Genomic DNA, 12,574 nt, shown 5'->3' with positions numbered 1-12,574 from the left:
GGATCGGGAGGCCGGATGGGCATCCCGGCCCCTTGTCCCGGGGATGGACGATGCACGAGGCGGTCAGACGCAGGATTCCGGGCGAGGGTGGCAGCACGGTGCGTCGCCTGATGACGCGGCCGATCCGCACCCACTTGGCCAACGCCGCCCAGCCGTGCTCGCCGGCCCTGGCCGTGCCCGCCGCGCCGGAGCCGGCCCCCGACGCCGGCGGGACGGGCGACCTCGACCGCCTGCGGATGGAAGTCCTGCTGATGAAGGCGGCGCTCGCCGCCGAGCGCCGCGAGAGCGACGCTCTGCGCACCTGCCTCGGCCTCGCCGACAGCGAGACCCTGAGCCCCGAGGCCCGGGCCGAGCGCGAGCGCTGGGCCGCCCTGGTCGGGCGCCTGATCCACGGTCTCACGTGACCGCGGGCGAGAGCGCGCCGGCCTCCGAAACGCCGCCCCACGCCTCCCCGAGACCCATCGATTTCCGGAGCGGGATGCCCGCGATGCCTGCGCCCACGAGCGCCCGTTGCTCCCTCGTCGTGAACGGCCAGACCCTGCGGGTCTCGCCCGGCGACACCTCCCTGGAGACCGCCCTCGCCGACGGGGTGATCGCCCCCCTGCAGGGCCTGCACGGCGCCGGCCTGCTCGGCCAGGGCGGAGGCTCCGCCGCCCGGCGCCAGCCTCTCCGCGCCCGGCGGGCGGAGCTTCCGGTCCTCGCCCATCCCGAATCCGGACCGTCCCTGCGCCCGGCCCAGGCGCCGGCCCGCACGGTCGCCCGCCGCACCGGCAGCGTCGACGCGATCACGGCGATCGCCCCGCGGGTGCTCCAGCTCGTCGTGACCCTGGAGCGGCGGCTGGCCGTCGAGCCCGGCGATCAGATCTGCCTGACCCTGGAGGGCGGCCGGCCGGTGACGCTCGCGCCGACCCTCGGCGTCGAGGGCGGGGCCGAGCTGAACGAGATGGTGTTCCACCTGCGCGGCGAAAGCCCGGAGGATCTGACCGGCCTGTTCGGCTGCGCGCCGGTGCCGGGCACCCTCGCCAAGGCGAAGGGCCCCCTCGGCCACGGCACCTACCGACCCGGCGGCGGACGCCTCGTGCTCGTCGCCGCGGAGACGGGTTTTGCCGGGATCTGGGCGATCGCCCGGGCCGCCCGCTACATCGAGCCCGCCCGCGAGATCTGCCTCGTGGTCGGCGCCCGCGATCCCCTCGACCTCTACATGCGCCCGGCCCTCGAATGGCTCAGGGCCACCGGGGTCTCCCGCATCACGCTCGCCGCCGACCGCCACCGCCAGCGCCCGCCGGACGTGCGCCCGGGGCCGCTGACGGCCCATGTCCCGACCCTGCGCACGACCGACGCGGTCCACGCCTCCGGCTGTGCCTCGACGGTGGGCGCGGTGGAGGTGCTGGCCGCCGCCGCCGGGGCGCGGTTCTACCCGATCCCCCTCCCGCCGGGGGCGTGAGGCGGGCCGAAGCCCTCAGCGCTGCGCCGCGGCCCAGGCCAGAACCGCCGAGACGTGCCACGTAGAGACTGCCAGCACGACGACGAAGGCCGCGATCATCCCGATCCAGTCCCCGGGGCACGCCTGGTCCGAGGTCTGTTTGATCGTGAGGAAGAGCGCAGGCGCGATCACGGCCAGGATCGCGACCGGCGCCCAGAGGCCGATCGTCTTGTCGGCATACCAGGTCGGCCGCCCGCCGATGCCCCATTGCCTCGGAATCGTCTCGGTCTGGATGCGGCCGCCGCAGGACAGCGCGATCACCGCCATGCCGGCGATCGCGCCGAGGCACGCCCGCCACGCGATCCTGGGCCAAGATCCGATCATCACACCGCGCCGCGGTCTCGAGAGAGCGGCGCAAACTTCAGCGCGCGGGCCGCGCCCGTCGCCGTCCGGCTCCGCGAACGGCGAAGGCTTTTCGCATGGAACGGGCGGAAGGAGCCTCGCTCCTCCCGCCCGCTTCGTTCGAATTGGTCGAGACCCATCGTGAAGGACCCCCGCGACGGCGGGGCGGCTTTCCTCCGCCGGAGGCACGGGACCCTGGACCATCGGTCCTGTTCCGGGCCGCCGGGGATGGGCCGTCAGCCGAGCTTCACCCGCCAGATCTCCTCGGCATATTCCCGCATCGAGCGGTCGGAGGAGAACCACGCCATCCGGGCGGTGTTGAGGATGGCGGTGCGCCACCATTGCGCCGGGCGCTTCCAGGCGGCGTCGATCTCGCGCTGGACGCGCCAGTAATCGTCGAAATCGACGGTCGTCAGGTAGCGGTCGCGGTGGCGCATCTCGTCGATGAGGGGCGCGAAGCGGCGCGGCTCGTCGGGCGAGAAGAAGCCGTTGCCGATGGCGTCGAGTGCCGCCGCGAGCCGCGGCGAGGCCGCGATCGCCTTGCTGGCATAGGCCGGCTCGTCGATGCGGGCGAGCACCCCCTCGGCGTCGAGGCCGAAGATGAAGACGTTCTCCGCCCCGACATGGTCCTTGATCTCGATATTGGCCCCGTCGAGCGTGCCGACGGTGAGCGCGCCGTTGAGCGCCAGCTTCATGTTGCCGGTGCCCGAGGCTTCCATGCCGGCGGTCGAGATCTGCTCGGAAAGGTCGGCGGCCGGGATGATGACCTCGGCCAGGCTGACCGAGTAGTTCGGCAGGAACACCACCTTGAGCTTGTTGCCGACGTCCGGATCCTCGTTGACGACCCGGGCGATGTCGCCGGCAAGCTTGATGATGAGCTTGGCCTGGACGTAGCTCGGCGCCGCCTTGCCGGCGAAGATCTTGACCCGCGGCGTCCAATCCTTGTTGGGGGCCTTCTTGATCGCCTGGTACAGGGCCACCGTCTCGACGAGGTTGAGAAGCTGGCGCTTGTACTCGTGGATGCGCTTGATCTGCACGTCGAACAGCGCCGTCGGATCGACCGCGATGCCGGTGCGCTCGGCGATCACCTGGGCGAGGCGCTTCTTGCGCAGCTTGCGCACCGCCGCGTAGCGCGTGCGGAATTCCGGATCGTCGGCGAAGGGCACGAGCTTGGCGAGCTCGGTCGGATCGTCGAGCACCCCCGCGCCGACCGTCTCGACGGCGAGCGCGGTGAGCTCGGGATTGGCGTTGTGCAGCCAGCGCCGGAAGGTGATGCCGTTGGTCTTGTTGACGATCTTCTCGGGCTCGATCTCGTGGAGATCCTTGAACACCGTCGACTTCAACAGGTCGCTGTGCAGCGCGGAGACACCGTTGACCCGGCGCGAGCCGTGGAAGGCGAGGGGCCCCATGCGCACGCGCCGGCCGTGCGACTCGTCGATCAGCGAGACCGCGGCGATATGGGCCGCGCCGCCCCGGGCATTCTTGCTCTGCTCCTCGAGGTGCAGCCAGTTGATCAGGTAGATGATCTGCATGTGGCGCGGCAGCAGCCGCTCCATCAGTTCGACCGGCCACGTCTCCAGCGCCTCGGGCAGCAGGGTGTGGTTGGTGTAGTGGAGGGTGTTGCAGGTGACCTGCCACGCATCCTCCCAGAGGAAGTCGTGCTCCTCCATCAGGATGCGCATCAGCTCCGGCACGGCGATGGCCGGGTGGGTGTCGTTGAGCTGGATCGCGGCGTGGTCGGGGAGGGTGCGCAGCGAGCCGCGCTCGGCGACGTGCCGGCGCACGAGATCCTGCAGCGAGGCGGAGGTGAAGAAGAATTCCTGGCGCAGGCGCAGCTCCTGCCCCTCGGCCGACGAATCGCTCGGATAGAGCACCCGCGAGATCGCCTCGGCCCGGGCGCGGCCGGCCACCGCGCCGACATGGTCGCCCGCGTTGAAGCGGGCGAGCTCGACCGGCGCGTCCGACTCGGCCTTCCACAGCCGCAGCGCGTTGACGTGGCGGCCCCGCCAGCCGACCACGGGGATGTCGTAGGCCACCGCGTTGACGGTCTCGGCCGGGTGCCAGTGGCGGCGGATATGGTGGTCGCCGTGGCTCGTCATGGTGACGTGGCCGCCGAACCCGATCTTGTAGGTCGATTCCGGCCGGGCGAACTCCCAGGGGTTGCCCTCGGAGAGCCAGGTCTCCGGCGCCTCGCGCTGCCAACCGTCCTCCAGCGACTGCCGGAAGATGCCGTGGTCGTAGCGGATGCCGTAGCCGACCGCCGGGATCGACAGGCTCGCCATGCTCTCCATGAAGCAGGCGGCGAGCCGGCCGAGGCCGCCATTGCCGAGGGCGGCGTCGGGCTCCGCGCCCTCGACCTCGCCGAGGTCGACGCCGAGGTCGCGCAGGGCTTGCCGGGTGGCCTGGACGAGGCCGAGATTGTTCATCGCGTCCGACAGAAGCCGGCCGATCAGGAATTCGAGCGAGAGATAGTAGACCCGCTTGTCCGGCACGGTGCCGGCCTGCCCCTCGTGGCAGGCATCGACGATCCGGTCGCGCAGCGCCAGCGCGGTGGCGGCGAACCAGTCGCGCTCGCGCGCCGTCTCCGGCGTCTTGCCCAGAATGTAGATGAGCTTGGCGCGGATATCCTCGCGCAGGGCCACCACGGGATCGGTCCCGTCCCGGCCGGCCGGCTTCACATATGTGGCGGCGGCGGCAGCCGGCTTCGTGGAAGAAGCGGATGTGTCCGCTTCGCCGCTCCTGAGGGACACGGACAGAGCTTCGTTCAGCACCGGAAAACCCCCTTCATCGCAGCCGATTCGATCGGTTCGCGCCGAACCCTGCCCGCTTCTTGCGGCGGGACGAAGTCCGACAACCCTGCGCCCGCATGGTGTTGTGGATGCCGAGGCTTGTCGAGACACAGATGGGCGGGGACCGCTTTCGCAAGTGGCGTGCCTGCCGTCCTGTGTCCTCGTCGACACAGGGCTGCCCCCACCGCAAGGCCCCGCGATGGGAAATGCCGTTCCCCGCTTGAAGGGCGCCTGAACGACCCTACCCCTCCGGACCGGACGACGGCGGCCGGGGAGATCCCATGACCGAGACGATCTGGTGGAAGAGCGGGACCGTCTATCAGGTCTATCCGCGCTCGTTCCAGGACACCGACGGCGACGGCGTCGGCGACCTTGCCGGCATCACCGCCCGGCTCGACTACCTCGCCTGGCTCGGCGTCGACGCCGTCTGGATCTCGCCCTTCTACCGCTCGCCGATGGCGGATTTCGGCTACGACGTGGCCGATTACTGCGCCGTCGATCCGCTGTTCGGCACGCTGTCGGACTTCGACACCCTGATCGCCGAGGCGCATCGGCGCCGCCTCAAGGTGATCCTCGACTTCGTCCCCAACCACAGCTCGATCGCGCATCCCTGGTTCGCCGAGAGCCGAGCGAGCCGAACCTCGCCCCGGCGCGACTGGTACATCTGGCGCGATCCGGCGCCCGATGGCGGCCCGCCCAACAACTGGCTCTCGAATTTCGGCGGCCCCGCCTGGACCCGGGACGAGGCCACCGGGCAATATTACTACCACGCCTTCCTGCCCGAGCAGCCGGACCTGAACTGGCGCAATCCCGCCTTGCGCGCGGCGATGCACGACGTGCTGCGCTTCTGGCTGGAGCGGGGCGTCGACGGGTTCCGGGTCGACGTGATCTGGCACCTCATCAAGGACGAGGGATTCCGCGACAACCCGGACAATCCCGATTTCGCGCCGCACCAGCCCGGCATCAACCGGTTCGCCCAGGTCTATTCCTGCGACCGGCCCGAGGTGATCGAGGTGATCGCCGGCCTGCGGGCGGTGCTGCGCGCGTTCGGGGAGCGGGTGCTGATCGGCGAGATCTACCTTCCGATCGAGCGGCTGGTGGCCTATTACGGCCCGGATCTGAAGGCCGCCGACCTGCCCTTCAACTTCCAGCTTCTCGAGACCCCGTGGCGGGCCGAGGCCGTGGCCGCCCTGGTGGCGGAATACGAGGCGGCGCTTCCCGAGGGCGGCTGGCCGAACTGGGTGCTCGGCAACCACGACCGCCCGCGCATCGCCGCCCGGGTCGGCCCGGCGCAGGCACGCGTCGCCGCGATGCTGCTCCTGACCCTGCGCGGCACGCCGACGCTCTATTACGGCGACGAGATCGGCCTCGGCCACGTGCCGATCCCGCCGGACCGGGTCCGGGATCCGTGGGAGCGGAACGAGCCCGGCCATGGCCGCGATCCGGTCCGCACGCCGATGCAGTGGGACGACGGCCCGGGCGCCGGCTTCAGCGCGGCCGAGCCGTGGCTGCCGCTGAGCGCGGATGCCGACCACCGCAACGTCGAGGCGATGCGCGACGACCCCGGCTCGATCCTGACGCTGCATCGCCGCCTGCTCGCCCTGCGGCGGGACCACGCCGCCCTCTCGGTCGGCGGCTGGCGCGGGATCGAGCTGCCGCCGGACCTCGCCGCGGAGATGTTCGCCTACGAGCGCTTCGCGGAGGGCGCCACCCTCCAGATTCTGCTCAATTTCGGAGCAGACCCCCGCGCGGTTCCCCTGGGCGAGGACGAGTGGGAGGTGCTGCTCTCGACGCGGCCCGGCCGCGCCGGGGAGCGCGGGCGAGGGCCGTTCCCCCTGGGGCCGGACGAGGGCGTGGTGCTGCGGCCGGAAACATCCAGATGAACGCATATGCGTCATCGACATGCGCTCCATGAGGCGCACGCGGGCGGCGCGACGCGAATCATACTCTGAACATGGCCTGAATTGTGCGATGCAACGGAACAGAGCGTAGTCCGGAGCATTGTGATGCGAAGCGCCGCAGCGGCCATCACTGCCGTCCAGACGCGGCGCCAGGGGCTCGGGGACGTTTCGATGGCATACGTGGATCTCGGCGACCTGCCGGCCGCCGAGGTGACGTTCTCACACGGACCCGATACGCGGTTCCCGCCGGATCACGGCCATTCTCTTCTTCCCCGGATTCTCTACGCCACCCCGGAGATGTCGGATTTCGTCAAGACCGGCGGTCTCGGCGAGGTCGCGGGCGCCCTGCCGCGGGCCCTGCGGCACCATTACGACGTGCGCGTGCTGATCCCGGGCTATGCCAGCGTGCTTGCCGGCCTGCAGAACCTCACCATCGTCGGCCGCCTTCCCGCCTTCGCGGGCGTGCCGGCCTGCGATCTCGGCTTCGGCACCACGGCGGACGGGCTCGGCGTCTACGCCCTGATCGCCCCCGACCTCTACGAGCGCGAGGGCACGCCCTACGGCGACGCCGCGGGCGATTTCGGCGACAACGACCTGCGCTTCGCCCGGCTCAGCCGGGCCGCGGCGGAACTCGCCGCCGGGCTCGACCCGTTCTGGTCGGCCGATCTCCTGCACCTCAACGACTGGCAGACCGCTCTGGCGCCCGCCTACATGGCGTGGCTCGGCATCCGCCGCCCGAGCGTGCTGACGATCCACAACCTCGCCTATCAGGGCCTGTTTCCCCGGGAGACCCTGGGGCGGATCGGAGCGCCCGACTATGCCTTCCAGATGGATGGCGTGGAGTTCTACGGACAGCTCTCCTACCTCAAGGCCGGCCTCTACCACGCCTCGCACGTCACCACGGTGAGCGAGACCTATGCCCGCGAGATCACCACGCCCGAGGGCGGCTGCGGCCTCGACGGGCTCCTGCGCACCCGCGCCGCGCAGGGGCGGCTGACGGGCATCCTCAACGGCATCGACGAGAGCTGGGACCCGCGCACCGACCCGCATCTGGCCGCCCGCTTCGAGCCGGACGACTGGAAGGGCAAGCGCGCCAACGCCGAAGAGGTGCGCAAGCAGTTCGGCATGGCGGTGTCCCGCGGGCCGCTCTTCGCCATCGTCTCCCGCCTCGTCCACCAGAAGGGGATCGACCTCAGCATCAGCGCCGCCGAATCGATCGTCGCCGGGGGCGGGCAGCTCGTCGTCATCGGCCAGGGCGAGGGCCGCTTCGAGGAGGCGCTCCGTGACTTGGCCGGACGCCACCCCGACCATGTCGGCGTCCATGTCGGTTTCCGCGAGACCGAGGCGCGCCGCATCTTCGCGGGCAGCGACTTCCTCCTGATGCCCTCCCGTTTCGAACCCTGCGGTCTGGCGCAGATGTATGCCCAGCGCTTCGGCTCCCTGCCGATCGTGCGCCGCACCGGCGGGCTCAACGACACGGTGGAGGACGGGGTCACGGGCTTCACCTTCGCGGATGCCTCGCCCCGGGGGCTGGTCTCGGCGATCGGCCGCGCCTTCGAGACGTTCGGGCAGAAGAAGCGGCTCAACACCATGCGCCGCAGCGCCATGTCGCGCGCCTTCGGCTGGGACCGGGCGGCGCTGAGCTATTGCGGCCTCTACGCCCGCGCCTTCGGCAACAACGCGGCCCGCCGCTGGAAGGCCGCCTGAGGCGCGCCCTCCGGGCCTACCGGACACCGAGACGGATCATCCCCACCCGACGGGCACGGAGCGCAAATCCACCGCCGCGGAGGGATGGACCGAACGCGGCATCGTCCCATCTACCCGGTTCCTGACAGAGAACCCGGCCTCGCGCCGTGCGCCCATGGATGCCCTGGTCACCGTCCCACGCGGCAACCCGCTGATCCGCAAGCTCCGCCACGGCGTCGATCTCGACGCCGGCGACCAAGCCATCCTGGCCGACCTGTTCCGGCCGGACCGCACCGCGGAGCCGCAGCAGGACATCGTCCGGGCGGGGGATCCGGCGGTCGGCGTCCATCTCGTCGTCGAGGGGGTCGCTTTCCGCTACAAGCTCGTGGACGACGGCCGGCGCCAGATCCTCGGCCTCCTCCTGCCCGGCGATTTCTGCGATCTGCAATCGGTCGTGCTCGGCCCCTCCGACCACTACATCGCGGCGCTGACCGCCTGCACCATCGCGGACGTGCCCCAGGACCGGATCGACGCCCTGGTCTTCCGCGACTCGCGCCTCGCCCGCGCCCTGTGGTGGGCGACGCTCGTCGACGAAAGCATCCTGCGGGAATGGCTCGCCAATATGGGCCAGCGCACCGCCGACCGGCGCCTCGCGCACCTGTTCTGCGAATTGCTGCTGCGCCAGCAGATCGTCGGGGCGGCCGGGTCGCATGAATGCCCGATGCCGATGACCCAGCCGATGCTCGCCGACATCCTCGGCATCACCACGATTCACGTCAGCCGCATCCTGCGCGACCTGCGCACCGAGGGCCTGATCCGGCTTCAGGACCGCCGTCTCCACGTGCCCGAGGTGGAGCGCCTGCGCGCCTTCTGCGATTTCGATCCGGCCTATCTCCACCTCATCCGGCGGCCGGAGGGCGAGGCCAGACCCTGATGCGCCGGACCTGATGCGCCGCTCGGCCGGACCGCGCGGCCCTGATCCCGGCGCAGCCCACCCCCTGCGGTGTCATGCCTGTACGGCAGGAAGAATCTTGCCGATTCTCCGCGCCCTTCGCCTGGGCCGTTGCCCGGGCCGCGCGTAGGCTGGCAGCCATGGCATCCCCCGATCCCGTCCCCCGGATCGCCCTGAACGATGGGCGATCGATCCCTCAGCTCGGCCTCGGCGTCTACCGCCTGGAAGCGGCGGCGGCGCCGACCCTCATCGGGACGGCGCTCGGAAACGGCTACCGCTCGGTTGACACCGCCGCGGTCTACGGCAACGAAGCCGGCGTGGGCCGGGCCCTGCGCGAGACGGCCGTGCCGCGGGCCGACGTGTTCGTGACGACCAAGCTGTGGAACGACAGCCAGGGCTACGACGCGACCCTGCGCGCCTTCGACGAGAGCCTCGTCCGGCTCGGACTCGACCATGTCGATCTCTACCTGATCCACTGGCCCTGCCCGGACCGTGGGCTCTATCTCGACAGCTGGCGCGCCCTGATCCGCCTCCGCGAGGAGGGCCGGGCCCGCTCGATCGGCGTCTCCAATTTCACCGAGGCGCAGCTCGACCGGCTCCTGGCCGAGACCGGCGAGGCTCCCGCCCTCAACCAGATCGAACTGCATCCCCACTTCCAGCAGCATGCCCTGCGCGCGGCCCATGCCCGGCTCGGCATCGTCACCGAGGCCTGGAGCCCGCTGGGCAAGGCGCAGGTTCTGGACGATCCGGTCATCGCCCGGATCGCCGGGCGCCTCGGCCGCACCCCGGCCCAGGTCGTGCTGCGCTGGCATCTCGAGACCGGTCACGTGGCGATCCCGAAATCGGCCACGCCGACCCGCATCAGCGAGAATCTCAACCTGTTCGGATTCACGCTCACCGCCGGGGACCGCGCGGCGATCGCCGGGCTCGACCGGGCGGATGGCCGGATCGGGCCGGACCCCGCGACGTTCCATTAGGACCCTGCGGGCCGAAACGGCCATCGTTTCGGTGCCGGGCCAAGGCTCCCGACCCGGGCTAACGCGACCTCATGGCCGCTATTTTCCTCGACGTCATTCCGGGGCGCCGCAGGCGAACCCGGAATCGACCCGTGTTGCGCGGCCTCTCGGAGCACTGTGCCCAATCATGGATTCCGGGTTCGCCGCGCGCCCCGGAATGAGGGGCATCGTGTGATCGTAGCAGCCGCAATCGATGGCGGCTCCTGTCCTCGACCTGAGTTCACGGCCTCGGCACCGACCTATCCCGCCAGCGGCAGCGGCTTGGCCGCGGCGAGCTGGGTGGCGCCCTTGCGCTCCAGCAGGCCCGGCGGCGGCACCGGAGCCTCGATGGTGCAGACCACGCCCTCGGGCTCGTAATGCAGGGCGACCGTGCCGGCGAGCTCGCGGGCGAGGCTGCGCTCGATCAGGCGCGAGCCGAAGCCCCGGCGGGTCGGCGGCTTCACCGGAGGGCCACCGGATTCGCTCCAGCGCAGGGACAGGCTCAGCTCGGGCCGGCGCTGCACCGTCCAGGTGATCGTGACCTTGCCCCCCTCCTTCGAGAGGGCCCCGTACTTGACCGCGTTGGTGCCGAGTTCGTGCAGGGCCATGGCGATGGAGAGCGCGAGCCGCGGCGCCAGCCGCAGGCGCGGCCCCGAGACAACGAAGCGGGCCTCCTGCCCGTCGGTGGCCTCCAGCGGGCGGATCGCGTCCGCCACCACGGTCTTCAGCTCGGCCCCCTCCCAGCTCTCCCGGGTCAGCACGTCGTGGGCCCGGGCCAGGGCGAGAAGGCGGGCCTCGAAGGCCCCGCGGGCGGCTTCCGCCTCCTCGCCCTCCAGGTTGCGCAGGGACTGCATCGCGATGGACTGGACGGTGGCGAGGGTGTTCTTCACCCGGTGATTCAGCTCGTTGATGAGCAGGCGCAGATGCTCCTCGGCCCGCTTGGCGTCGCTGACATCCACGCTGCAGCCGGTGAAGCCGAGGAAGTGCCCCCCGTCATCGAGCCGCGGCACGCCCTCGCAGCGCAGCCAGCGGATCTCGCCGTTGCGGTCGATCACCCGCATCTCGGCCCGGAACGGCTGCCGGCTCTGGAACGCCTCCTCGAAGATCGAGAGGAAGAGGGGCAGATCCGGCGGATGCACGATCGTCTCCCAGCCGCCCCCCGCCATCTCCGCGGCCGGACGGCCGAACAGGTGGTCGAAATGCATGTTGGCGAAGACGACCTGGGCGGTCTCGTCGGTCATCCAGATCAGGGCCGGCGCGGAATCGGCCATGTGGCGGAAGCGCGCCTCGCTCTCCTTGAGGGCGGAGAGGCCGCGCTGCGTCTCGGCGAGCGCCCGGTCGCGCTCCTCGCTGCGGGTGCGCAGGCGCAGGGAGGCCTCCGACAGCACGTCGCCGAGGCGACGGATCTCGTGGATCGGCGAGGCGATCCGCGGGATCGCCTGACCGCGGGCCAAAGCCGGCCCGGAGGCCGCGAGCTGGCGCAGGGGCTTGGAGACCCGTGACCAGAGATGCACGGCGAGCACCGAGGAGGTCGCCAGCACCAGCAGCCCGAAGCCGCCGAAGGCCCAGATCCAGCGATGCAGCCGCTCGTCGACGAGTTCGCGCGGGATGCTCGCCCCCGCGGTCCAACCGTTGAGCCGCGAGCGCGCCTCGACCACCGTGACGCGCTTGAAGGCACGGTCGCGGCCCTCCCAAACGCCGGGGGTCCCGGTCGCGGTCTGGCGCAGCGTCGCCAGCCGCGGGCGCCCGACCACGCCGGGCAGCTCGGGCAGGCGGGCGAGGACGATGCCCTCCCGGTCGGACACGCCCGAGACCCAGCCGCGCACCTGCTCGCGGGCCAGGATCCCCTCGATCCGGCTCACCGGCACCGTGAAGCTGAGGAAGTAGGTGACCACATCCTCGATCCGCACCGGCACGGCGACGGCGTAGCTCGCCTGATCCGGGGTCACGCCGGCGAGGTAGCCCGTCACCATCGAGCGCTGGCCGCTGATGCGCAGCTCGTGGTCGATCGGCAGGGAGGTGACCGGCAGCGGCGCCCCGGCCTTCAGCGCAGTGTTGACGACCTGCTGGCCGTCGAGGCGGCGCAGCACGATGTCGAGGCCGGTGGCGTCGCGCACGAGGCGGGCCTGGTTCTCGAAATTGGCGAATTCGCCGTCCTTGAGCCGCGGCGAGGTCGCGAGCGTCTGGAGCACCGAGACGAGGCCCGCCGTGTCGCGGTCGATCGAGAGGGCGATGCCGCGCACGTTCTCCCGCGCATCCTGCTCGAAGCGGGCGCGCTCCGTCGCGGCATAGCGGGTCAGCAGGATCGCGGTGAAGATCAGGCCCGGCCCGATCAACGCGATCACCAGCATGATCAGGTAGAACTGGGTGGAGAAGCCGCGCTGGCCGAACCGGACGGACAGGCGCCGGATCAGGCCGTCCCGCGG

General features: G+C 71.1%; 9 protein-coding genes. 6 read left to right on the top strand and 3 right to left on the bottom strand.

What is annotated here, in order from left to right; all coding sequences use genetic code 11:
- The first annotated feature begins 50 nt into the window (after positions 1–50).
- On the top strand, positions 51–404 hold the full coding sequence (locus tag LW587_RS01255) for a hypothetical protein (protein ID WP_232627791.1): 354 nt from the start codon (positions 51–53) through the stop codon (positions 402–404).
- Positions 405–487: 83 nt separating this feature from the next.
- Complete coding sequence (locus LW587_RS01250) at positions 488–1,444, top strand: ferredoxin--NAD(+) reductase (RefSeq protein WP_232627790.1); 957 nt, start codon at positions 488–490, stop codon at positions 1,442–1,444.
- A gap of 15 nt (positions 1,445–1,459) precedes the next feature.
- Here the strand turns inward: LW587_RS01250 and LW587_RS01245 are convergent, their stop codons facing one another.
- Both LW587_RS01245 and LW587_RS01240 read right to left on the bottom strand, forming a co-directional pair.
- Positions 1,460–1,750, bottom strand: coding sequence for a hypothetical protein (locus LW587_RS01245; RefSeq protein ID WP_232627789.1), 291 nt, complete (start codon positions 1,748–1,750; stop codon positions 1,460–1,462).
- A gap of 311 nt (positions 1,751–2,061) precedes the next feature.
- A complete protein-coding gene (locus tag LW587_RS01240) occupies positions 2,062–4,596 on the bottom strand; it encodes a glycogen/starch/alpha-glucan phosphorylase (RefSeq protein ID WP_232627788.1) in 2,535 nt (844 codons plus the stop codon).
- A gap of 299 nt (positions 4,597–4,895) precedes the next feature.
- Between LW587_RS01240 and LW587_RS01235 the strand changes: the two genes are divergently transcribed.
- The 4 genes from LW587_RS01235 to LW587_RS01220 all read left to right on the top strand — a co-directional run bounded on the left by LW587_RS01235 (position 4,896) and on the right by LW587_RS01220 (position 10,130).
- On the top strand, positions 4,896–6,497 hold the full coding sequence (locus LW587_RS01235) for an alpha-amylase family glycosyl hydrolase (RefSeq protein ID WP_232627787.1): 1,602 nt from the start codon (positions 4,896–4,898) through the stop codon (positions 6,495–6,497).
- A gap of 189 nt (positions 6,498–6,686) precedes the next feature.
- A complete protein-coding gene (gene glgA / locus LW587_RS01230) occupies positions 6,687–8,222 on the top strand; it encodes a glycogen synthase GlgA (RefSeq protein ID WP_232627786.1) in 1,536 nt (511 codons plus the stop codon).
- 154 nt (positions 8,223–8,376) lie between these two features.
- Entirely contained in the window at positions 8,377–9,135 is a 759-nt protein-coding gene (locus tag LW587_RS01225; protein WP_232627785.1) for a Crp/Fnr family transcriptional regulator, read from the top strand.
- A 158-nt stretch (positions 9,136–9,293) separates the two neighbouring features.
- A complete protein-coding gene (locus LW587_RS01220; RefSeq protein ID WP_232627784.1) occupies positions 9,294–10,130 on the top strand; it encodes an aldo/keto reductase in 837 nt (278 codons plus the stop codon).
- Between the two features lie 278 nt (positions 10,131–10,408).
- Here LW587_RS01220 and LW587_RS01215 read toward each other — a convergent pair whose 3' ends face one another.
- Positions 10,409–12,550 (bottom strand): sensor histidine kinase, encoded by a 2,142-nt coding sequence (locus LW587_RS01215; RefSeq protein WP_232627925.1) that lies wholly within the window; start codon positions 12,548–12,550, stop codon positions 10,409–10,411.
- Positions 12,551–12,574: the final 24 nt, after the last annotated feature.

The sequence above is a fragment of the Methylobacterium sp. Leaf118 genome, from assembly GCF_920984675.1.
Classification (GTDB): Bacteria; Pseudomonadota; Alphaproteobacteria; order Rhizobiales; family Beijerinckiaceae; genus Methylobacterium.
Note: the sequence above shows the minus strand (reverse complement) of the source record. Positions and strands in the feature narration are given on the sequence as shown.

What these genes read in the sequence shown, in the direction of transcription:
- LW587_RS01255 (WP_232627791.1), top strand. Translation starts at nt 51, where the DNA reads ATGCACGAGGCGGTCAGACGCAGGATTCCGGGCGAGGGTGGCAGCACG.
- LW587_RS01250 (WP_232627790.1), top strand. Translation starts at nt 488, where the DNA reads ATGCCTGCGCCCACGAGCGCCCGTTGCTCCCTCGTCGTGAACGGCCAG.
- LW587_RS01245 (WP_232627789.1), bottom strand. Translation starts at nt 1,750, where the DNA reads ATGGCGGTGATCGCGCTGTCCTGCGGCGGCCGCATCCAGACCGAGACG.
- LW587_RS01235 (WP_232627787.1), top strand. Translation starts at nt 4,896, where the DNA reads ATGACCGAGACGATCTGGTGGAAGAGCGGGACCGTCTATCAGGTCTAT.
- glgA (WP_232627786.1), top strand. Translation starts at nt 6,687, where the DNA reads ATGGCATACGTGGATCTCGGCGACCTGCCGGCCGCCGAGGTGACGTTC.
- LW587_RS01225 (WP_232627785.1), top strand. Translation starts at nt 8,377, where the DNA reads ATGGATGCCCTGGTCACCGTCCCACGCGGCAACCCGCTGATCCGCAAG.
- LW587_RS01220 (WP_232627784.1), top strand. Translation starts at nt 9,294, where the DNA reads ATGGCATCCCCCGATCCCGTCCCCCGGATCGCCCTGAACGATGGGCGA.